Genomic DNA, 22,505 nt, shown 5'->3' with positions numbered 1-22,505 from the left:
CATTATGGCTAAGCGTATCGCAGCCTATCCTCAGTTATCATTTGCCGGCGTTGAATTATCATCTCCCGTTAAACGTCGATGCAATTCAATGCGTTGCAAAAATGCGTTTCTTTCCAATGGTGCCATTTGGCCTTGTAGCTGCCCGGTTAAGGCCACCCGCGTTACACGTTTTTGCGGCGGCGAGTCCCACGGCACAATCGACAAGACTCGCGGCTGCTGTTGGTCACCGCGGATCGTCGATTCTAGTGTGATGATACGCTTTTCTTCGGCAGGCGCAGTCTGCGCATGCACATCAGATATGGCTACATGTGAAGCCGATATGACCAAATAGGCAGCAATCCATTCACGCGGTCGACGAAATGGGCGGCGCGGTTGTTTAATTCTCATCCATTGCATGTTGCATCTCCTTTATCCAACGATCGACAATCTGAGTCGATTCTCCTTGTGCCACTAATAGTTCTCGATAACGACCATAATCGCGTAATGCCGAGGCTTTTTTGCCTTGATACAAGTCGAAAAAGATCCCTCGGTTGCGATATCCCTCCGGCAAATTTGGCCAAGCCTTGATCGCTTGATCATAATGGGACTCTGCCTGTAAAAAATCCCCTGCATCCCTGTAGTAAGAGGCCAAGCGCAAATGCGCAAAATAATTAAATTCATTAATTTCAATCGCTTGCCGCCAATGCACAACCGCTTGTTCGACTTCACTTAATTCCGCATAGGCATCACCCAATGCAGAATGGATCAGCGAGGGCGTTCGGGGCTGGCCAGTAGCGCGTAATAATGCAGCAATCGCGCTCGGCAAAGCTTGTCTGTCTTCAGCCTCCAGCGTTTGCTGCAACTCGTTCAGTTGTTGCTTATGCTGCGCCTTCAGGGGCTGTGCGCTTTGTTTAAACAAATCAGGCTCTACACCGGCGCTCACGGTATCCTCGGTTTCTGGCACTACTGTGTGATGAGCACTCTCCTGCGGCAACCATTGCTGCACAGTGGCACACCCACCCATACCGAATAACACCATAACTAACAGCGCAACAGGTTTAAAATTCTGCATAGTTCACCTGCCTAAATTGCTCTGGCTTATCAAACCGAGCGGGCATTAAGCGCGCCAATGCTGCATAACTCTTGCTCACCCAATCGTTGAAGTTACCCTGCCAGCCCCGTTGGATATTTTGTTCGTGAATAGCAATGGCTTGCTCTTCGAAAGGAAAGGCCTGCTCTTCAAGTAAAAATTCATATTGTTCCAGCGCTAGTGCGTCAAGCTCAGGGGGCCGTTCAGATGCATACAACGCTTGTGCTAAAGCCTCATTTGCTGCAGCCAATCGATAGCCAGCCTGAGTACTAAATTCGGCTATTCGATACGCCAATACTTGTTGATAACCATCAATCACCGCCTGCATGGCATTGCGCTTGCGTTGAATGCTTTTATCTAACGGTAACGTCAATTGAATTTTTTGGAAGGCGAAAAACTTATCTTCGGCAAATACGGTTTGTGCCATAGCCGCCAAATAGCGCGAGCGATCCGTGCCATTCGGCCCGGCCTCAGCATGCGCTTGTACCAGTTTGTCTAGCCAAAAGCGTCGCTTGCTCGGCTCGTCAGATGCGAGGTAATAGTTACTCAAAGTGAATCTCGCCTCATTCGCGGCTGCCAGTGGCTGCGGATAGGTGTGCGCGTAAGTCCTATACAGCGGTAACGCTACATCGATGGCTTCTGCTCTGTCGGCATATTCAGCCGCCAAATACAAGGCTTCTCGCCCTTTATCAGTATCCGGTTGTGCTTGCCATAAGGCTTCTAACCGCTGCGCTGCGAGTAACCACTGTCCGGTATTCTCATAGGCAACGATTAAGCGCTCTGGTATGTCTCTAGTAAACTCATGTTGTGGGTATTTCTGCTCGAATGAGAGCATTTGAGTAATTGCAGCAGTCCAATCGGTAAGACGCATTAAATAACTAATCACGTCATATTCGGCATTGATTGCAATCGCCGAATTGGGCGTTTGTGCAACCACTAGTAGGAGCCTTTCAATTGCAGCTCGTAGTGCATTTGCACGTTGTGGTGTCACTGCGCCTGCAGGATCAAGATCAGGTGTTTGTGCTAATATTTGACGTGCTTGCTGAAAGTAAGTGGCCGCTAACTTATCCATCATGTCAGCTCTAATTGGCGAGTTTGCAGGCAATATCACCAACAATTGCAGATAACTTTGCTCTGCCCCGGCAAAATCTTGCAACTCAAATTGACTCTGTGCCAACACTAATTGGGCGGTCTCTTTTGTGACAGCATCAATCGCTCGCGCCAATAACCATTGCGACCACAGCACAGCCGCCGGATAGTTCTCTGCATCATATAAGGATTGCATCAGTGTCAAAGCAACACTGTTAGCGCGTTCGTCGTGTGGAAAAGTGTGTAAAAATTTCGCTTGGCTCGCTTGATAATCCTGTAGCGCTTGTTCGGCTTCTTCTGCAGCGCCTGTCAACAACCTAGCACGCCCCGTTAGTGCCGTGTATGCAGCATTGATCGCTTGCTCGTGCGCTACATGGGTGTAAGCGAATTCTTCATATGCAGCAATCGCAGCGCTTAATTCACCCGCTTGATAATAGCTCTCCGCCAGATAGAACTGCATATCGGCCGCTTTATCACTCGGCGCGAAGGTTTGGATATATTCTTCATACCAACGTTGAGCCTGCTGAAACGCATAGTCTCGCATTTGCCCGAGTAACTGACGCGAGTTCTCGGCCGAATTGGGTAAGCCTTGGATCGAGGCATCGGTTTGTTGTGCCAGCGCATGCTCATGTTGAGCTAAGGTTGTAATGTATTCGTCGAGATAAGGCATCGCCTGTTCTGATTGTGCGGCGGTAAAGCCCTGCCAATACGGCCCATTGATCCCATACGCTTCAACAAAGCGTTGTTTAGCAGGCAGCACGTCCGTAGGAAATTCACCGATAATAAACACATCAATATGCTTAACAAATGCAGGGATGGCCTTAGGATGCATAGGGTATTGTTGCGCAAAAGCTAGATACATTGCCGCACTCTCGCGATACCGGCTGTCGTCGAGTAACTGCTGAGCCAGACTATCGTAAACCAAATAGGTATAAGGTTTTTCACCAAACAAGGCAAAGTAGCCATTGATTGCCATCACCCCGCCCTCTGACAGGAACATCAAGCCGGTCATGCTGAGCGCATCTTCCACTAAACGCTGCTCACTGAGATTCAAATCATCCAGCGGTTTATGTGCTTGGGCATACGATTCCGCTGCTAGGCTAACATCGAGCATCAGCATAAACGCGTCAATGGCTTGCGCATAAGATTCACGTTTGAAGTGACTCCAACCATTCATGTACGCCGACATGGCGTAAAAAGGATCCTGCTGCTTGGCTAAAATCGAATTGTACCGACCTTTAAGGACCGCTTCATAGGCCTCAATGGCTGCCGCGTAGTTGTTATTATTATAGTGGTACTCGCCAATTCTAAAGTGAAGTTCGCTGGCATAAAGGCTATACGGATAACGCTTCAGTAATTGCTGCGCGTAAGTCACCGCTCGCGCATCATCACCTTGCAAACTGTAGGCGCGTGCCAGCTGATAAAGGATATTCTCTTTCGCTAATGGAGTGAGCGGTTCTGCCTGCTGCTCATTTGCTAATAGCGCCTCGTACGCCGCTATTGCAACGGTATAATAATCACCACTGGCGTTCTCAAGACCCTGTGCTTGTGCATCTTCAGCGAGTAGCATTTCAATATCCGCCAAACGATTGCGAATGTCTTGACCTAACACGCCTTGCCACGCAAGTTCTGTGGATGACTTACGAGTCAGCTCATCGACTAAAGGGACTAGGGCCTGATATTGCGCGCGTAAATCTGCGATTGGCACGTTGTCCAGCGTGCTTGATTGCGCAGTAACCGAAGTAAGCGCTAGATTGACTAGGGCATTAGGACGAGTTTGATTATTACTTACAACTTTGTTCGCAGGCGCATAGATCACATCGGGTTGGTAAGCACTGCATCCTACCAATAAGTACACACTCAACAATCCCAACCACTTCATTGGCGCCTCTCAGCCGCGTTGCCGCGGGTAAAATGCAAATCCTGCATGCGTAACATGGCGAGTTGAGTTGCGGTTATTTGTTCCAGTAACACCGCGTCACGTTGTTTGATTTTGCTGACGAGATAACTCGACAAACTCGCTACCAGGCGCTGCTGAATGTCGCGTGTATATTCTGCTTTAACTGCGTAACGTTGCGCTATGTCTCGCAACTGGGCGCGCTCAGCAACAATTTGATTGAGCAAGGTTTGCTCATCAGCAACGCGTGCTCGTAGCGATTGGAAGCGCAAATTGGCAGCACTAAACGCTTGCTCAGCCTCTTGCAACGCGAGGATATGCGCCGGTAATGTGGCTATTTGCTGTTCCATTAGTCGCCACTGCAAGATCCCTTGGATACGTTTGATTCGAGTATTTATCTGGTCACTTTGCAGAGGAGAAATCGCACTGGATGTTAGCAATGCAGACAGCCGTTGCTGGGCTTTTTGCAAGCGCTTAAGCCAATCTTGCTGCGCGGTATTCGCGAGCAATTCAGGCGCATCTTCCGCTTCTGACACTTTGGTTTCTAGCCGTAACAGTTGCTGCTGCGCTTGGTCGATCCGCTTCTGCATCACAAGCAATGGCAAATCTTCTGCACGTTGCAATAAGGCCTGCTCGCGTTCATTGAGCATCAGCAGAAGCGCATCAACTTTACTTTGCTGCTCGGCAATCAACTGGTACATATCCGTCAGTTGCAATAAGGTTCGTAATTGTTTTGCAGTGTTTGGCTGGTTATCACCGCTCAAAATATCAATTAATAAATCTTGGTGTGCCGTTGGCCAAGCGCCTGTTGCAGTGTCTCGGCTAGCCAGAGAAAGCTGTGCATAAAAAGTTTCCTGCGCACTACTCGAAAGCAGTTGCTGTAATGACACTCGGGCGCTTTCTAATTGCTGTAACGACTGTTCTAGCATACTGTATGCTTGCCGATAGTCGGTCAAGTGTTCATAACCATAAGCCAACGCGTGGGTCGCTTGTAACGCGGGTAAGCCACGCCCATTTTGCTGCAAGTAACGCCACACTGGCATCGCCTCCAACCATCGCTCATCATTCGCTAGTGACCATCCATAAGCGAGCAATCCGGGCTCGGCGTACAAGCCATCAGATTGGATATGTTTATACGCATTGAACGCGGCATCAAAATCGTTCTGACGCACAAATGCTTGCCCTAACATGAAGTACAGGCGATCAAGCAATGCATTGTGTTCGGTAAATGCTGAGGTTTTGACCGCCGAACTTTCCGCCCAGGGCCACCAGCTGGCATTGGCTGGATTCAGCCATGCAAATGACCAATCAAATGGCTCTGGTTTAGGCGCTCGCGCAGCCTCTATGGCATCCAAGAATCGAGCAGAAGCCTGATTGAATTTTTCCTGATTAAAGAATTGCACGCCCACGTTGGCCAAAAGATAGGGATACCAATCACTATGCACATCGAAACCGGCTAATATTTGTCGCCACTCTTGTGGTGTTTGCTGGATCTGATAAAACGCCGCTTGGTAAGCAATTTCATGCCGTTGCTCCGGCTCGATATAGTCTGTGAGCGCTTGTTGGTTTAAGCGCTGTGCCGCTTGTTGACTAGTCGCATACTGGCCTTGTTGAAATGCCGTATGGGCAAGCCAATACCAGGCCTGAGCCTGCAACTCAGGCGCCTGGGTAGTCGCGAGCAGTTCCTGCAACAGTTGCGTCGCCGTCGTTGTCATTCCTAACTGTAAACTCGCACCGCCTTGCACCAACTGCAATTGCGCGAGTTGCTCAGCCGAGAGCCCTTTTTGTTTGGCTATCGCGACGGCATGTAAGGTGGCTAGGGGCTGTTGCTGAAAATAATGGTAATAAACGGTTCCCATGCGCAATTCAGCAAGCTTTTGTTGTTCACTTAACTCTTGCGCACAAGCCATCGCTGCTGGAGCCAAGCCCAGCAAAGTGACAATCAAAACGCGAACCAAATTGAACAACAATTGCATGGGTTAACAATAATCCTTTATTGCAAGGCCACGGCCGTGAACTCAGGCTGCTGTGCCATTGATGAATCCACAATCTTTAATTCGATAACTTGTGCATCTTCTGACTTGATAAAGTCGAGCGTGACGCCACGCTTGTATGGCCGCTGCTCGGGGCCAATGCCGTGGAATACCGCCGTCAATTGGTGCGTACCTTGTGATACATTACCTAGATAAACTTGATGCACACCGCCGCGCATCAGAGCCTCCACTTGCTTTTGGGTATACAAGTAATGACTGCGCGATTGGTCATCTATTTTTACCTCAACCGCATCTAATGCAAAATATTCTCCGACATCCATGGATAAGTAGATTGCGATTTGCGTACTGGAGGGGAAAAGTAGATCTTCCTCAAGGATAAAAAGGTCACGATTGAGTTCAATTAGTGCTTGTTGCAACGATTCAATATCTTGCGCTAACTCGCTTTCCTTAGCTACAGAAACCGGTGCTAGCAAGCCTAACTCATCGGCGTCACTGGACTGGCTATAAGCATGAAAAGAGAATATTGCAGCAACACACAACAAAGCTAGCATTAGCAAATTTGCTATTCCGATCCGTTTACACTCTCGCCACACCCTATTCTCTCCCTTCAATTGCATCGTTAATACCACACGGAAACAAATACTTTTATCACATTTGCGGAGAAACCAAACAAGGGTTCCTCACCGATCGGGGCATTCGCCGTGACATCGCGAAAATCATCATAATCAAACTGCATGTAGTCATACTCTAAATGCAGACTGGATTTCTTAATCACATCGGTCGCAGAAAACTGCCATTCATACGCTACACTAACACCTGCGGTCACGCCTGAATAGGTGCTCATTTCTTTGTCTCGAGCCATAAAGTTGAACTCATTCGGACGCGAGAATAAATCTTGATAAAAATCGGCTTTATCTTGTTGGTAGTAGCGCAAAAAAATATCGATAACCCACTCTTGCCCCACGGTATGCACATAGCCAAGCTTGCCATTAGTGGCAGAAATACCCCACGTATCGTTGTACCAGCGTACATCAGCATAAACCGCTGCACGATAAGGTAAGTAATAATTGGCGTTTAGCGAAACCGCATTACTTGTGCGCGTGTTGGGATACACTTCAGTGGCAAAACTAAACCCACGCGCAGCGCTCGTATCGAGGTAGCGTACCGAACGATACGGGTTATTCAAGTAGCCCTGGTCAGAAATGTGTTCTGCCGAAAATCCGATGATCATATTTTTGCTAATGACTTGGGTGATCCCAAGTCCATATTTGTGACGGTCGGCTTGTTCAGAAAAGCTGTCATCGCCACGAACACCAACCTCGTCCCAACCTTTTGCGTAGCTTAAAGAAACGGTGGTTAAGTCACCAAACATGTCTTGACTAATACCTATGTAGGCCGAGTTTGCCTCGAAATCGTTTTCAGAGCTATTGGTATAACTCACACTTAACAGCGTTTTATTATGTAAAAAATCCCCACCAAGTGTCGCTTCTTTGCGCTCTTCAGTATACTGACTCGCAGTGGCTCTGACATCGATAGAGGCTCCAGACACTGTGTCGACATAATAGTTTGCCGACAGCGACACTTTGTCACCCACCTGCTTGCGTAACAATATGGACGGCCCATCAATTGAAACACCGTCTCCCGAGTAGGAATGGTACATCACATCTGAACGATCCTGCGGCAAGACCGCGGCTAACCCCTGGTTTGCGATTAGCACCATGCCAAAAGTGAAAACAACTCGTTGCATCAATTGCATCCGCAGCCTCCCCCAGCTGCGCCATCGGCACCGCGCGCGCCTTCCCGCGATTCGTGCACATGTTTAGCATAACTTCTGGCGATCGGGTTGCGATTCATACTCATGATGGGGTCAGCTAAATTAGAGCGTTCGTAGGGCTTCACCCATGGCTCTATTTCCAACCAAGCATACTCCTGAGTCGTCGCACAGCCACCATTCATCAGCAGCACCAGCAACGCTATACCCCATTTGAGTTGGGCGCAGCGTGATTTACTCACGCAATAGTAATTTAATGGCTTTTTCATACTTATTCTCATCACCCGATTTGTACCCTTTATGGGTTAAGCGAGCCAGTCCATTTCGGTCAACAAATACCGTCGTCGGCATAGCGCTGACAGCATAACGTTGCGATACATCTCCGGCTGAATCGAACAACACGGGAAAGGTCACTTGAATATCATCCAACAAGATGTTGGCTTTTTCTGGTGCATCATCCACATTCACCGCAAGTACGGTAAAACCCAGATCTTGATACTTTTGTTGCAACGCTTCCATTGCGGGTAACTCTTCCCGGCAGGGGCCACACCAGCTTGCCCAAAAATTAACCAAGACAATATTGCCCCGCTCTTCCAGTAAGCGTCGGTTGTCACCGTCACGGCTCGGCAAGGTGAAATCCGGCGCGTTCTGAGCCACTCCATTGGCCCGTGCCTGTGTCGTCAGGTCAGTGAGTAAAATCGCGACCACAAGCAACACGGCCAACTTGGTAAAATCGCTAAAAATTTTAGGTCTGTACGGCATAATCAGCTCCTAGAAAAAAACACTTACACCTAACGTATAAGCCATATTATGAGTCGACTTTTCTTCCCCAATGAGATCACTGTTGAATATGTGATCACGCACATCTAAGCGCATGGAAAGATAATCTGTGAGTAATAGTCGATAACCAGCGCCTAGTGTGAGCGTGAAGTGCTGATTTCCCCCAAAATCCGTTGCTCCACCACCGACTAACAAGTAAAAATTAGTATTAAAAGCCACACCATCACTGAAGAAAACTTCACCGTTGAGCTTATACCCCACTGCCAGATCGTAGGTGGTAAAGTCGCGTTCGTCGTCGGTTAGAAACGCTGCGCCTCCAGACAAGTCCTCGAAACTTGTAGTCCCTGCTTGCGCAACTGCATAGGAAGCTTCGGTAAACCAATTCTCTGAGATGTGATAGCCGAGGCGCACCGCATAGGTCATGTCATTACCAAAATCCTCAATACTCTGGACACCAATACTGGCGGTTACTTCGAAGTTCTCAGTATCAATATCAGCCTCATGAATGGTACGCCGCGTAACATTGGGGTCAATGATGGGCGGTGGTGTCGCCGTTTGCTGCGCGTACACTGGTGCAATGCAGATACTCGATAGGACAAGCAAACTACCAGTAATCACGGCGGGCCAACGGTTCAAAAAAATACGCTTATGCCAAGTTTCCACTCGCTTAACTCCTCTTGTTCATCTCGCTGGGTCAAGGCCAAAAGACTCTTGTACTCCAATCGGACCACCATATTTCGGGTCAGGTAATAACGCAGCCCTGCAGCAACTTCCATAATATCGTTGGTACGTGATTCATCCCCCGATGCCACTAGGTTACTGCGTGGTGTAGTGGTAATTTGCCCACTGCCTAACCCGAGATACGGCGATAATCGCCATTCTGGAAAGGTGTAATGCAATAGCCGAAGCGACCAATAGTGATTTTCTGAAAAGTCGCCCAAGGCTTGCGCTAGATTGACTTCTACACTTACGTTTTCGGTTAATACCCAGCCAGCCGATACCGACATACTGACCACATCATCCAAGGTTCCCGCGGCAAAGCCGAGTTCCCAGCGGCGCAGTTGATAGTCAGCAAAATTACCGCTACTAACCATTACCGCTCGGCCATCCGCATCGGTTGTGGTGTTTAGATCCGCGGCAGAAATCCACCCCTCAACGCCCTTATCAGTGCGCACCTTGTACCATTGTGTCCGCGCCTTCAGTACTTCAATGACTTCGCCTTTCTCGGCAATGTGGAATACTGGATAAACCCCAGCGGGTCCACTGCGCATCTCAATAAAGGGCTTTTGAACCGTTACTGCGAACAGTTCGTCACTCCATGCATTGCGGCTAATCGCTAGGACTAGTCCGGTACAAATGAGAACAAACACCCGCGATATCTTTTTCATCAATTCAATCCCGAGCACTAACCTTGCGGGATCGCAAAGGGGTTGTTGTAGTATTGCCCACCAATATCCAGCCACTCGGCGAGCAATTTCACTTCAACCGGTGTTAGCCAGCCCAAATGCGATGAATCTGTGCGGCTAAACAGATCCGTAAACCGAGAGCTTGCACGCGCGCCATTGGTGCTCATTGACGGAGACACGCGGATCGGACGTGTCAACTGAATGGGGTTACCTTCAGCATCCAGAATCAGCTCACCGTCTTCGTCAACTAAAAAAACCGGATCGCCATTTTCATCAAATACTGGCTCTTGAATATCCACTAATACACCGTCGATTAGCTCTTGCGCATTGTCTGCAAAAAAGAGTTCGCGGTAGCTCGTCGCTACATTGGGGTCATCGGTCGAAGGCGCGGAACGCAAGTCTAACTGTGCCGCTGGCACCTGCGCTAAGCCATCGCTATCTTGGGCGCTGTGGCAACTCGTGCAAGTATAATCGAGCAACAGGTTGTCATTACTGTCGCGGACTTCACGCACCAACTCGAACAAGGGTTGAATGTGCTGCGGATAGTTGATCTCAATGCGACACAACGATTGCCAGGTTTGTGCGCAGGCCTGATTAATAGGTAGAGCCGTCTGTAATTCAGCGTACGGGATCAGGATGCTGTCACTCAGCGGTGTTGTAGCAGGATCACTCCACACATCCGCAAAAACTAAATCCGGGGTAAGTTCTGGCAGTCCAGACACACGGGCTAGGGTTTCAGCCATAGTTTCACCCATGTCAGCAAACAATGCGGGATTGGCGCCAGGGAACCCGACTCCGCTCAACGGCGCACCACTATTGATGGATGGTGCTTCTGCTGTGAGGCGCCCATGTGGCGCGGTGCTTTGTGGCGTATGGCAACCGTTACAGGTTTTCACTTCACCCGCTTTTACTTGCAACCAATTATTATGACGCGCTGAAACCCGCTGACCACTGGCATCTACAATACTTAGCGCAAAAGGGACATTGGCGGGCACAGCGACAAGCACCGAACCGTCGGGTTGGATGGGGGTATAACCCAATATCTCACGCATCAACTGCGCACGACTACGGCCAAAAGCGCGGCGATCGAAGTCTAGTGTGTCATCATCAGGGATCGAAACACTTTTGGTAATTCTCAGGAAGCGTTCAGTACGCTCCTCGGCGCTTACCTGTGTTGGGTCAGCCATAACACTGAGTCCAGCAGGACTGGTATCGGTGCCGGCAAAGTCATACACGCTTCGAATATGAATAGCGCCGAAATTAGCGTCAATTAATGCGGGTATTTGCGGTGCAGATTCGGGATCTTGTGGAAATGGCCGCGACTCCATCGCCACCACTTCGGTATACGCGATGCCTTCTTCAGGGATCGCCAATGGCAACTGAGTATTCTCTTGTGGATCATACATCCATAAACCATACAAGGGAGGCGCTGGTTCATACACGGGGTCAGTTAAATCGACTTGGCTGCAAGGTAAAATTGTAGACTCAACGGAGTCGCCAGTAGCATCTTCACTGGGTGCTACAACCCGACACTGACTCCACGTGAACAAATAACGGCCACTACCGTCCCATAAAGGATATAACGCCGTATACAAACCACCGGGTGAATGCGCTGCAGCAGTATCAACAGTGCTAAATAATGCGGGCGTTTGCGCCGTTCCAGCCGCACCTGGATTATCTTGTGTTGGCACCGTCGCATCAGTAAAACCGGCAATATCGAGTACCGCAAAGTCTTGCCCCAAGCGTTCCCGTTCGCGCTCCCACAGAGCAGTGAGTACTTGCCCGTCGGGCGTAATTTGAGTTTGAATAAAATCAAGCCGTTGATTTTCAACTTGATGACTATGGCGGCCATATAAAATTTCGAGGTCAGTACCATCTGCATTCATTTGGTAAAGGTGGATCCCCTTGTCGCCGGCTACCTGATCCCAACGACTAAAGATGATCTTGCCACTGGGCGCAACTATTGGATCAAGGTCGTGGCTTTGATTAAACGAGATTTGTTCAATATTGGAGCCGTCAGCGTCCATTATATGTAAAACAGACGCATGTGCTTGCAAGCTTTCTTCGAGCCCTGAATACTGGGGCTTGCCTTCATCTAACAATATGGCTTGATTGGCGCGCTGGCGCGTGGAGCTGAAAACAATACGTCCATCCGCTAAATAAACCGGGCCAGTATCATGCCCGATATTAGCGATAGTATCTGACGTGATAATGCGACGCAGTGTGTCAGATACGCGGTCGTATTCCCACACATTCCAGGTCGGCTCCGGCTGCGCCTCACTTGCTGGTAAACGCAGCGCAAATAGCAAGCGATTACCGTCATAAGAAACCGACAAATCTTTAACGTCGTAGGCCGGAATCTCCTCGGGTAAATTCTCCTCCCCAGGAGCTATGAACACACGATCAGTAATGTTCACTTCAAGTGCAGACACCGAGGCGCGTGATTTTATAAACAAGGCGCTGCCGGGTAAAAATTGTTGTGGTGCTTCAATGTCACGTAATCCCGCTACTCCACCATTACTATCGACGGTTAAATCGCGCTTGATATACGCTACGGGTACATCAACGAGCACTGGGTCAGGATCTTGATTATTACTGATGAGTAAAGTCTCTTCACCACACCCCAGCAAAAATGCACATACGCCACTCAAACACGCGGCATGCACAGTTACTCGAAGGTTATGTTGAAGATTTTGAATCATTGCTAAGTCCCACAGTTTTCCAGCGCTAGCATAGCTAAATCAACACAACAAAATAGTGTCTCAACACGACCACACCCCCTCTTAACTGAGCGATGTTCCGCGTGCACTTAATCAGCGACTAGGCTGTGCAAACTCCCACGGGACTTACACGCAAACAAGTGTGAAAAATGAGCGATGGAATAGAAATCCATACCTAAAGTTTAAAGTGATTTGTGCAACACAAATGAGTAAATGCATGATTTTATTAAAAAAATAAATCCCCCATTAGGCGAAGCCACATCATCCTATCCGTCTGTGTTGCCAAATAGCCACGCCAATTCAATACCTAATTTTCAGCCATGGCGTGCACATATAGCCCAAAAGAAGTCGGTTTTCGTCACACTGGCTGAGTTTTCTCTCGTTAGGTATCGCGTATGACTGTGCAAATTTAGCGACATATTTTCTCGATCAGGCCTGATTAAACTCGAGAAAACCAAAATATAGCTTTATTTATCAGCCACCTATAGTAATAGGCATAAAAAATGATTAGTTATCCTGCCAACTGAATTCGGGTATGAGAAATCAGACGTAACGACAAAACTGACGATTTATTGCTCACCAATACCCACCTATATTGCTGTTTCGATACGTCGACGTTGTTTGTTCCGATGTGTCCAAGGAGAGATTATGCAGTCCCTATTTCATCCGAGCAGAATGATCAACTGTGCCCAGTTATTCCTCATTATCCTAGTCTGCTCGATTGGCCAAGCACAGGCTGGCACTTTAGAGCAAAGTAAACGATTGCACGACCGCATCGCGGGTGTTCCCGCTGATAGCGCGACTCTCGAGCAAATGCAAAATCTAATCGAAGCAGGAGATACTCGTGCAGCCGCCGCGATTGCAATGCAGCATCCGGCGTTCTACAACGTTACGCTCAAGCAGTGGGTGACACCCTGGACCAACGAAGAGTTTGACGTTTTCGCCCCGCTCAATGATTACACCGCCACTGTCATCGGTGTCGTACGTGACGATCGCGATTTTCGTGACATATTAACGGCTGACCTTTTATATATTGCGGATAGCGCCTATAACGTTCCCGCCTATTCGGCAAGCAATAACGCGCATTACCTTGCGCTTGAGGAGCAAGGTATTGATTTATCGCAAGCACTCATTGCCACAACGCAATCGTCACACAGCGAGTTACCTGCAGAAGCCACCGCTGGGGTTATGACTACCCGCCAAGGTGCACGCGCGTTTTTTAAAGACGGAACCAATCGAGCTATGCTGCGCTTTACCCTAATGAATCACTTGTGTACTGATCTTGAAGGCCTCAAAGATACCACTCTACCGCCCGACCGGATCCGACAAGACTTAAGCCGCAGTCCGGGTGGCGACTCGCGTATATTCATTAATAGCTGTGTGGGCTGTCATTCAGGCATGGACCCGTTAGCACAAGCATTTGCGTATTACGAATATGACTACGACATAAATAACGATCCGGATGGTGAAAATGGCCGCATCAGTTACAACCAAAGTGGTGAAACCGATGCACAAACCGGCTTGCGTGTACAAGCAAAATACTGGATTAATGCGAATAACTTTCCTTTTGGTTTTATTACCGAAGATGATCGCTGGGATAATTACTGGCGAGCGGGGATCAATCAAAATTTAGGTTGGTCAGACTCCCTTGCCGGTTCAGGCTATGGCGCCAAGAGTATGGGTGAAGAGCTTGCCAACAGCCATGCCTTTGCCCAATGCCAAGTTAAAAAGGTTTTTAAGAATGTGTGCTTACGCGAACCGCAAGATGCGGCAGATAGAGCCGCCGTCAACACGATTACCACAGACTTCAAAAGTGATGGCTATCAGCTGAAACAGGTCTTTGCAGCAACCGCTGAATATTGCATGGGAGAATAAACATGAAAAAACTACTACCCTGCATAATTTTAGGTACTCTGTTGATTGGCTGTGGCGGCAGTGAAACACAAGTGACGCCAACACCCGGGCCACCGCCGACGGATAGCCCAGTGGTTAATTACAATGGTCCGGCTCCAGCGACAGATGATGTATTAAATTTCAAGTTAAACGTGTGGGATAATCTTGCGACCGCCGATCGCTGTGGCGCGTGTCACGTACAAGGACAGCAGTCGCCTGCCTTTGCGCGCAACGACGATATCAATCTTGCCTACGCAGACATTAATGCCTTTATCGACTTTTCTCAGCCCAGTAATTCTGCGTTAATTGAAAAAGTTGCCGGCGGGCATAACTGTTGGTTATCCAGCACCACTGCATGTACCGACATCATGGCGACTTGGCTAACAATTTGGACCGCACAAGAGCAACAAGCGAATCAAATCATACTGCAACCACCTGCTGCGCGGGCCCCAGGAGCCAATAAAAACTTTCCCAGTGACGCTGCAGATTTTGCCGAAACGGTTTACCCACTATTAAATGAATACTGCGTGAGTTGCCATACCAGTAGTGCTGCAATCCCAATTTCACCCTATTTTGCCAGTAGTGATGTGGTTGAAGCATACGCAGCAGCCAAGGAACGCATTAATTTAGATGTTCCAGTACAATCACGTTTAGTGGCTCGTCTGCGCGATGAATTTCATAACTGTTGGTCAGATTGTCAGCAGAATGCGCTTGAGTTAACTGATGCAATTAGCGCATTTGCTGCCACTATCGACATAACTGCCATTGATCCTAATTGGGTGGTGTCAGATGCCACAACCTTATTTGAAGGTACCTTGGCCAGTGGTGGCGGCCGATTTGAAAATCATATAATTGGTAAGTGGGAATTTAAAACTGGATCGGGTAATCAAGCCTTTGACACCAGCGGTGTTGAGCCTGCTCTAGACCTTACCCTAAGCGGCAGCTTTAACTGGGTCGGAGGTTGGGGCATTCAGTTACTTAACGGTAAAGCGCAAGGCGCCACAACCAACAGCAAGAAACTGCATGATTTGATCAGTGCAACTGGCGAGTTTGCCATCGAGGCATGGGTGGCACCGGCAAATGTCACCCAAGAAGGTCCAGCACGGATCATTAGTTATTCCGGTGGTCGCGACCGACGCAATTTCACTCTGGGCCAAACGCTTTATAACTACGACGCGTTAGTTCGGACCAGTACTACTGATGGAAATGGTGAGCCTGCATTGTCCACCGCCGACGGTGATGAAGACTTGCAGGCAGCATTGCAACACGTGGTTGTTAATTATGATGGCGTGAATGGCCGCCGGATCTTTGTTAACGGCGTTTTTACTGACGATGTTGATAACACTGTTGCCGGCAACCTTGCGGAATGGGACGATAGCTTTGCATTCGTGCTCGGTAACGAAGCATCCGGAGATGTGCCTTGGGCGGGCACCCTACGCTTAGTTGCCATCCACAATCGCACACTCGACCCTACGCAAATAGAGCGTAACTTTGCTGCTGGCGTGGGGCAAAAGTTTTACCTGATGTTTGGCATTGGCGACATTATCGGCGTAGCTGATACCTATGTGGTGCTTGAAGCAAGCCAATTTGATAGCTATAGCTATCTATTCAGTGAGCCCTTCGTGATCAATACGCGCGACCAGCAATTAGCTGAAGATATTCCGCTGGAGGGCATGCGTATTGGCATCAACGGACGGGAATCAAGCGGCGGTCAAGTCTACAGTCCATTAAGAACGGTGATTGAGGCAACGGTAGTCGATACCGAAGCCGGCTATCCGCTTTCGCGTCAGGGCACCATTGTGGCAGTAGAGAAAGGGCCCGAACAAGATGAGTTCTTTCTTACCTTCGACCGTTTGGGCAACCAAAGTTATGTGCGCGTTCCTGCGCCGGCACCTCCAACAGCCGTCCCCGTGGATTTGCCGGCGCAACCTGATATTGGTTTTCGCCAGTTTGCCGAAATTAATGCCAGCATGGCACACTTGACTGGCGTGCCCGCTGAGCACCCCGCTGTGCGCCAGACCTATACGACTCTGCGCCAGCAGTTACCATCTGTAACCGACATCAGCAGCTTCGTGGCGTCGAATCAAATGGCCATAACCCAACTAGCTATTCGTTACTGTGATGTGTTGGTTGAAGAACCTCAGTATCGACAAATGGTGTTACCGGGGATCGATATTACAGCAGCCCCTGAGCAAGCATTTACCCCCTCTGCACGAGCAACATACATTGACGCATTGATTACACGCATGCTTGGCACAGGTATTTCCACTCAGCCAGATACCGTCGAGGTTACTCAAGAATTAGACGCATTAATTGATCGCTTAATCACCTGCACTCAATCAAATAGCTGCTCAGCAAGTACAACTGCTACGGTAGTCAAAGCCACTTGCGCCGCAGTGATTGGCAGTGCGGCGGTAACGTTGCAATAGCGACGAAGGAGAAGCCCAAAATGACCAAACTTAACACTAGAAAAACCTTCAGCTTTGCGCGTCGTACTACAGGTAAAAGAGATCGCCTGCATGCTCCACTCGATCATGATGCGCCGTTATTATTGAATGACCATGCGCGTCCGTTGTCGCGCCGTGATTTTATTGCCCAAGGCTTTGCTGCAGGTGCTGCTACCATTGCCGGCACTTCGTTAATGAGTTTATTTGCCGCTCCGCGTAAAGCATTTGCTGAATTATCACCGGATATTGAGGCACTAAAAGCCGGCTGTGGGATTGCCACTCAAGGCGCTGGCAAGATCCCCTTTATCGTATTTGATCTAGCCGGAGGCGCAAACATTGCCGGTTCTAACGTGTTGATTGGTGGTCAAGGCGGACAGCTCGACTTTCTCAGTACGCAAGGTTATGACCGTCAGGGTTTACCCGGCGATATGATCCCCAGCATTGCCAATCCAAACACCGGTTTAAGCGACTTTATAAATCAAGAATTGGGCTTAGCCTTCCACGCAGATAGCGCGTTCTTGCGCGGTATCTTGGAAAAGGTATCAGTGACTAATCGCGCCAATATCAATGGTGCAGTCATACCCGCGCGTTCGGAAAATGATACGGGTAACAACCCACACAATCCCATGTACGGCATATATAAAGGGGGTGCCGACGGCTCGCTGTTAAGTTTGATTGGCTCGCGAACCAGTGACTCTGGGGCTAATTCTATGGCCCCGTTCAATATGATAGACCCCAATGCCAGACCAACCAAAGTCGACCGCCCATCTGATGTCACCGGATTGGTCGACACCGGTGATCTGGTAGGCCTTCTAAGCCAACAAGACTCGGTGGCAGTAATGGAATCCATCCAACGCATCAGTGATATGAAGTTAGGTCGTGTGGACACTCAAATTACCACCGACGATGTGTTAAAAGACTTAGTCCGCTGTGGATATGTGAAGAGTGCAGATATTACTGACCGATTTGGCGATCCCAGCACTCTTGATCCCTCACTTGACCCGCAGATTGTAGGAGAGCAAGGCATATTCACACGCGCAGAGTTCGATAGCGATCGGGAATTTCAAAAAACCGCATCAATTATGAAGCTCGTTATCAATGGTTTTGCCGGTGCCGGCACGATAACCATGGGCGGATACGATTACCATGTCGGCAATCGCGCCACGGGTGAAATTCGCGATTTGCGCGCCGGTCGCTGCATGGGGGCATGTTTAGAATATGCCGCCAGAGTAGGTGTGCCGCTGATGATGTATGTGTATAGCGATGGTTCGGTATTCAGTAATGGCATGATTGATGACTCTGAATTTGGCCGCGGTAAAGGGGTATGGACTGGCGATAACTCTTCTACCGCGGGTTCGTTTTTTCTCGTTTACAACCCCGGCGGAGTCCCTCAACTCATTGGTGCCACACCAGAACAACAAGCACGCCACCAGCAAATAGGCTTTATGCGTCGTGATGGTTCGGTGGAAACTGCCGCAACACCTGCCGCGAATAACGTCAACTTGCTGGTTGAAACAGTGATCCTGAATTACTTAGCGTTGCATGGTGAACAAGCACGCTTTGCTGAATTATTTCCCGCCCATGGTTTAGGTAATGCCGCACTCATGGACTCACTTACCGCATTTGAGCCGATTGTGAATAGTACACTTGGTTAGCTTAGTGGTTAAAAACCGCTATGACTTGGTTGACGTGTTTAATAAACACCGCATTATGTGGTGTGTTATGGCAAACAACGCTTTCGCGCGCAGTATAAATCGGCTGGTCTGAACGATAAGCCGGTAGTGGAATATCCAATGCTTTAGAGGCGCCCATTAGGTCATCAAGATAACTAATCACCGCATCAACACGGCTAAGTTGCAAAAACTGTAAGACCGCATATTCGGTTTCTAACTCAACGAAGTTGGCTGGCAGCTGTTCGCGAATACCGCCGTAAACATAACCTCTTCGAATGGCAATATCTGATCCTTCATTGATGGCATTTAATGCTGCTTCATCTCTTGCAAAAACAAATGCTGGAATACGTTTTAACGGCCGACTTTCCAACAATTCCATGGTATCACCCATTGTTTCAGTGCTCGCCGGAAAAATACAATCTATGTAGCCCTTCGGGAACTCGACTTCAATTCGGGCCGGCGGCATAAACGCCACTTGAATATTCTTTAGCTGGTCAAGAAATTGATTATACAGACCGGGCATCGCTGGAGGTTGGGTTAGGACATTAGAGATTTCAGATACAGCAAGCGTGTAGCGTTCATGCGCTGTTACTGGCGCAATCCCCAGAAGTAAGGTTAGTAATACTCCAATTGCAGTTTTCATGACGCTGACATCAATCCATTAGCGTGTGCTGACATAGCGCAGCGTGTTGTGTACCCATTAAACTAGCACGCTATTAGGCTAACACCCAAACACTAAGGATCTTTTTGCCCTGCTATTGCTTTGCTGCACCACACTGGCTTAGCTTGTTTAGTGAGCGCTGGCGCTGAAAAAGAATGTTCTTAGTGACTCAACCCATTTGTGACATAGCTCATTGAATTACTGGGAAATAACCGTTTTGATATAGATGCCGTTCATTCGGTGAACAGCACCTTGTGTTAATTAAATGTAATTTTTTGTTTGCGATCATAAAAATCCTGTTGTATTGTTCATTTTAACGACAGCGTTGTCATTGTGTTTTAAACAGCAGAATGACGTAGAGCGCTTATTTTTTTTAATTAAATGACAACGTTGTCGTCCATCGACTTGGATATAGGATTGAGAAATGAAAACAGCAAAAACGACTCGGCTTGCAAGATGCGTAAAGACCGCACTGCTCTCAACCGCCTTTAGCGGTATAGCTCTTGCTCCAAGCTACGCGCACGCTCAAGCGGATGCCACAGCAGAAAATGTAGAACGCATTGCAGTTACCGGTATTCGCGCCAGTAATAAAGAGAACTTAAACAACAAGCGTTTCGCAGACGGTATTCTAGATGCAATCAATGCAGAGGACATTGGTAAGTTCCCCGACCAGAATGTCGCTGAATCGTTACAACGTATCCCTGGCGTTACGATCCAGCGACAATTTGGTGAAGGTGCCGGCGTATCTATTCGCGGCGCGGGTTTAGACTTAACACTGACAACTCTAAATGGCCAGAATGTGGCGTCAACGGGCTGGTTTGTGTTGGAGCCCGCCAAGCGTTCATTCAACTATGAATTGCTGCCCTCAGAGTTAGTTGGCAAATTAGAAGTCTATAAAAGCTCTCAGGCTGACTTAGCAGAAGGCGGTGTTGGTGGTACTGTAGTAGTTAAAACCCGTAAGCCACTCGATCTTGATGCCAGCACCTTCTATGGCTCTGCAGAAGGCCAGTATCAAAGTGATTCTGGCGAAACTGACCCGCAATTGTCAGGCATGTACAGCTGGAAAAACGACGATGAAAACTTTGGTTTCTTAGTCTCTGCTGTTAAACAACAACGCTCTCTCCAACGCCAGGGTAACGAAGCGTTTTGGGAGTGGGGTGCAGGACCCGTTGGATTTACTCAAGACCGCGACAGACAATCATTGTCAGCAACGTTGCAGTATCAACCAACCGATGCGCTCGAGCTCGTATTAAACGTAATCGACATGGAAATGGACGCCAACAATACCAATTATGCGTTGTGGTTAACTCAAGCTGATACATCATGGGGTGGTGGTGAGACAACTGCGTGGATTGGTGGCGACGGTACCGCGCCAAATGTCGGTGTGCAAGCGGCTGGACCACTGAATGTTGCTTTCTATCAAGCCCGCCCCCGCGAAGCCTCGATGAAATCAGATGTAATAGATTTAACCTTGAACTATTCAACCGATGATTACGATTTAACCATCCAAGTGGGTGACACTAGTTCCAGTGGTGGTACTGATTTTGAGATGGTTGTGGATGATGGTACTGGTGGTACTCCTATTGTTAACGGTACTTATGACTTTACTGGCGGTAATCAGACATGGAACTTACCTAATCTTGATATCGCAAGTTACGATCCAGGTTCACTCGTCATGGGTACGGGGGCTGCGTTTAACCGCACGCCGAAAACAGATGATGAAAGTTATGCTCAAGTTGATCTGCAGTTTGCGGTTGATTTCGGACCAGTGAACAGCGTTAAAACCGGTGCTAAATTCTCTAATCATGAAACCACGAGTCGCCAGTTCTTCTTTGATCAGGCCGCCGGTTTTGATAATCGAATTTCGACCAGTGGGCTGGCACAAGGTACTTATGATGTCGGTGCTGGTAACTACCAAATTCAACAGTTTGACGCAGAAGCGCTAAAAGCCTGGGCTAAGGCGAGCATCGTTGGACAAACCGAAGACTTAGGCACTTACAGTGGTATCGAAGAAGACAACTTTGCCTTGTACGCCATGGCTAACTACAGCACAGATGGTATCCGCGGTAACTTTGGTGTGCGTTACGTAACCACCGATGCGACGTCAAGCTACTACCTTGACGATGTTTTCACATCGACTAAAGCTGACTATGCAGAGATGCTACCGAGCTTTAACATGACGATGGATCTACAAGACGACTTACTGCTGCGATTCTCTGCTGCCCGCGTAATGGCTCGCCCGCAATACGTTGATATGTATGTTAATCCAAGTCCAGTGGGTGCCAATGATGACACGCCTAATAACCAATTTTGGATTATCGGCAACGTTGGTTTAGCGCCATTCGTGTCCAATCAATTCGATCTAGGCCTTGAGTGGTACTTCAACGATGACTCATTGCTTTCTGCGACGTTCTTTAAGAAGGACGTGAAGAACTTTGTGACCATTAATGAATACACCGCCAGCCAGGATGAAGTCCAATTCCAAGGCGTTCTGCGTCCAGATGAAACGCAATGGACAGTGCAGGAAAAAGATAACGGTAAAGCGGCTGAAATTGAAGGTATTGAACTGCAGTACCAACAGGACTTTGGCAATGGTTTCGGGACTATCGTCAACTACACCTACACAGATACTCAAGCTGACGATGATACCTTTACCGACGGTAATAATGTGTTGAGCGATAGTTCACGGCATTCATACAATGTTTCTGGTTACTATGAAACAGATGATTTCCAAGTGCGCGTTTCATACAACTGGCGCAGTGAGTACATGATCCGTGAAAGTGGGGCCTACGGGAATCGTTTACATGATGACTTTGGCAGCTTAGATCTAACTGCCGTCTATAGCGTTACCGACAATATTGACCTGCGTTTAGCGGTGAACAATCTCACTGAAGAGTCGTCGGTACAAAAAGGCAATAACAACTTCCAAACTAACTACAGTGGCTTCGCTCGCGGTTTCCCACTCTATGAGTACGAAATGGCACGCCGGATCACCGCTGGGGTGTTAGTTAGATTTTAACACTTGTTGTGTCCTGGTTGACTAAGTTAGGTCCTTTCCTAACCTGGCTTAGTCAACATTTTTTATTCACCTATTTCATGCCCTTT

16 protein-coding genes are annotated in these 22,505 nt (G+C 48.5%); 4 read left to right on the top strand and 12 right to left on the bottom strand.

What is annotated here, in order from left to right:
• Window positions 1-30: 30 nt before the first annotated feature.
• Genes AC121Z_RS00420 through AC121Z_RS00370 form a run of 11 tightly spaced genes read right to left on the bottom strand, consistent with a single transcriptional unit; the run spans window position 31 to window position 12,708 of the window.
• Window positions 31-396, bottom strand: coding sequence for a hypothetical protein (locus tag AC121Z_RS00420; RefSeq protein ID WP_498125708.1), 366 nt, complete (start codon window positions 394-396; stop codon window positions 31-33).
• On the bottom strand, window positions 377-1,051 hold the full coding sequence (locus AC121Z_RS00415) for a hypothetical protein (RefSeq protein WP_498125706.1): 675 nt from the start codon (window positions 1,049-1,051) through the stop codon (window positions 377-379). Before AC121Z_RS00415 ends, AC121Z_RS00420 begins: the two co-directional genes overlap by 20 nt.
• Window positions 1,038-4,040, bottom strand: coding sequence for a tetratricopeptide repeat protein (locus AC121Z_RS00410; protein ID WP_498125704.1), 3,003 nt, complete (start codon window positions 4,038-4,040; stop codon window positions 1,038-1,040). The genes AC121Z_RS00415 and AC121Z_RS00410 overlap by 14 nt, the downstream gene beginning before the upstream one ends.
• Entirely contained in the window at window positions 4,037-6,031 is a 1,995-nt protein-coding gene (locus AC121Z_RS00405; RefSeq protein ID WP_498125702.1) for a hypothetical protein, read from the bottom strand. The genes AC121Z_RS00410 and AC121Z_RS00405 overlap by 4 nt, the downstream gene beginning before the upstream one ends.
• Window positions 6,032-6,048: 17 nt before the next feature.
• Complete coding sequence (locus AC121Z_RS00400; protein WP_498125700.1) at window positions 6,049-6,666, bottom strand: hypothetical protein; 618 nt, start codon at window positions 6,664-6,666, stop codon at window positions 6,049-6,051.
• 2 nt (window positions 6,667-6,668) lie between these two features.
• On the bottom strand, window positions 6,669-7,805 hold the full coding sequence (locus AC121Z_RS00395; protein WP_498125698.1) for a DUF3570 domain-containing protein: 1,137 nt from the start codon (window positions 7,803-7,805) through the stop codon (window positions 6,669-6,671).
• Window positions 7,796-8,005: a DUF4266 domain-containing protein gene (locus AC121Z_RS00390; RefSeq protein WP_498128104.1), complete on the bottom strand. Its 210-nt coding sequence runs from the start codon at window positions 8,003-8,005 to the stop codon at window positions 7,796-7,798. Before AC121Z_RS00390 ends, AC121Z_RS00395 begins: the two co-directional genes overlap by 10 nt.
• 49 nt (window positions 8,006-8,054) lie before the next feature.
• Window positions 8,055-8,582 (bottom strand): TlpA family protein disulfide reductase, encoded by a 528-nt coding sequence (locus AC121Z_RS00385; RefSeq protein WP_498125696.1) that lies wholly within the window; start codon window positions 8,580-8,582, stop codon window positions 8,055-8,057.
• A gap of 9 nt (window positions 8,583-8,591) precedes the next feature.
• Window positions 8,592-9,263, bottom strand: a complete 672-nt coding sequence (locus AC121Z_RS00380) for an outer membrane beta-barrel domain-containing protein (RefSeq protein ID WP_498125694.1) — start codon at window positions 9,261-9,263, stop codon at window positions 8,592-8,594.
• Window positions 9,233-9,988, bottom strand: a complete 756-nt coding sequence (locus AC121Z_RS00375) for an SH3 domain-containing protein (RefSeq protein WP_498125692.1) — start codon at window positions 9,986-9,988, stop codon at window positions 9,233-9,235. Before AC121Z_RS00375 ends, AC121Z_RS00380 begins: the two co-directional genes overlap by 31 nt.
• A 17-nt stretch (window positions 9,989-10,005) precedes the next feature.
• The gene (locus AC121Z_RS00370) at window positions 10,006-12,708 is read right to left on the bottom strand and encodes an HzsA-related protein (protein WP_498125691.1); all 2,703 of its coding nucleotides are present in this window, start codon (window positions 12,706-12,708) and stop codon (window positions 10,006-10,008) included.
• Window positions 12,709-13,374: 666 nt separating this feature from the next.
• On the opposite strand from AC121Z_RS00370, the gene AC121Z_RS00365 reads away from it, so the two are divergent.
• The 3 genes from AC121Z_RS00365 to AC121Z_RS00355 are packed head-to-tail and all read left to right on the top strand — an operon-like array spanning window position 13,375 to window position 18,721.
• Entirely contained in the window at window positions 13,375-14,601 is a 1,227-nt protein-coding gene (locus AC121Z_RS00365) for a hypothetical protein (protein WP_498125689.1), read from the top strand.
• Window positions 14,602-14,603: 2 nt separating this feature from the next.
• On the top strand, window positions 14,604-17,048 hold the full coding sequence (locus tag AC121Z_RS00360) for a LamG domain-containing protein (RefSeq protein WP_498125687.1): 2,445 nt from the start codon (window positions 14,604-14,606) through the stop codon (window positions 17,046-17,048).
• Window positions 17,049-17,068: 20 nt separating this feature from the next.
• Entirely contained in the window at window positions 17,069-18,721 is a 1,653-nt protein-coding gene (locus tag AC121Z_RS00355) for a hypothetical protein (protein WP_498125686.1), read from the top strand.
• A 1-nt stretch (window position 18,722) separates the two neighbouring features.
• Here AC121Z_RS00355 and AC121Z_RS00350 read toward each other — a convergent pair whose 3' ends face one another.
• Window positions 18,723-19,382, bottom strand: a complete 660-nt coding sequence (locus AC121Z_RS00350) for a transporter substrate-binding domain-containing protein (RefSeq protein WP_498125685.1) — start codon at window positions 19,380-19,382, stop codon at window positions 18,723-18,725.
• A 442-nt stretch (window positions 19,383-19,824) separates the two neighbouring features.
• Between AC121Z_RS00350 and AC121Z_RS00345 the strand changes: the two genes are divergently transcribed.
• Window positions 19,825-22,419, top strand: coding sequence for a TonB-dependent receptor (locus tag AC121Z_RS00345; protein WP_498125683.1), 2,595 nt, complete (start codon window positions 19,825-19,827; stop codon window positions 22,417-22,419).
• The last annotated feature ends 86 nt before the right edge of the window (window positions 22,420-22,505 follow it).

The organism is Alteromonas sp. DYW1, from assembly GCF_059752595.1.
The sequence above is the reverse complement of the archived record's forward strand: the minus strand, read 5'-3'. Positions and strand labels throughout refer to the sequence as shown.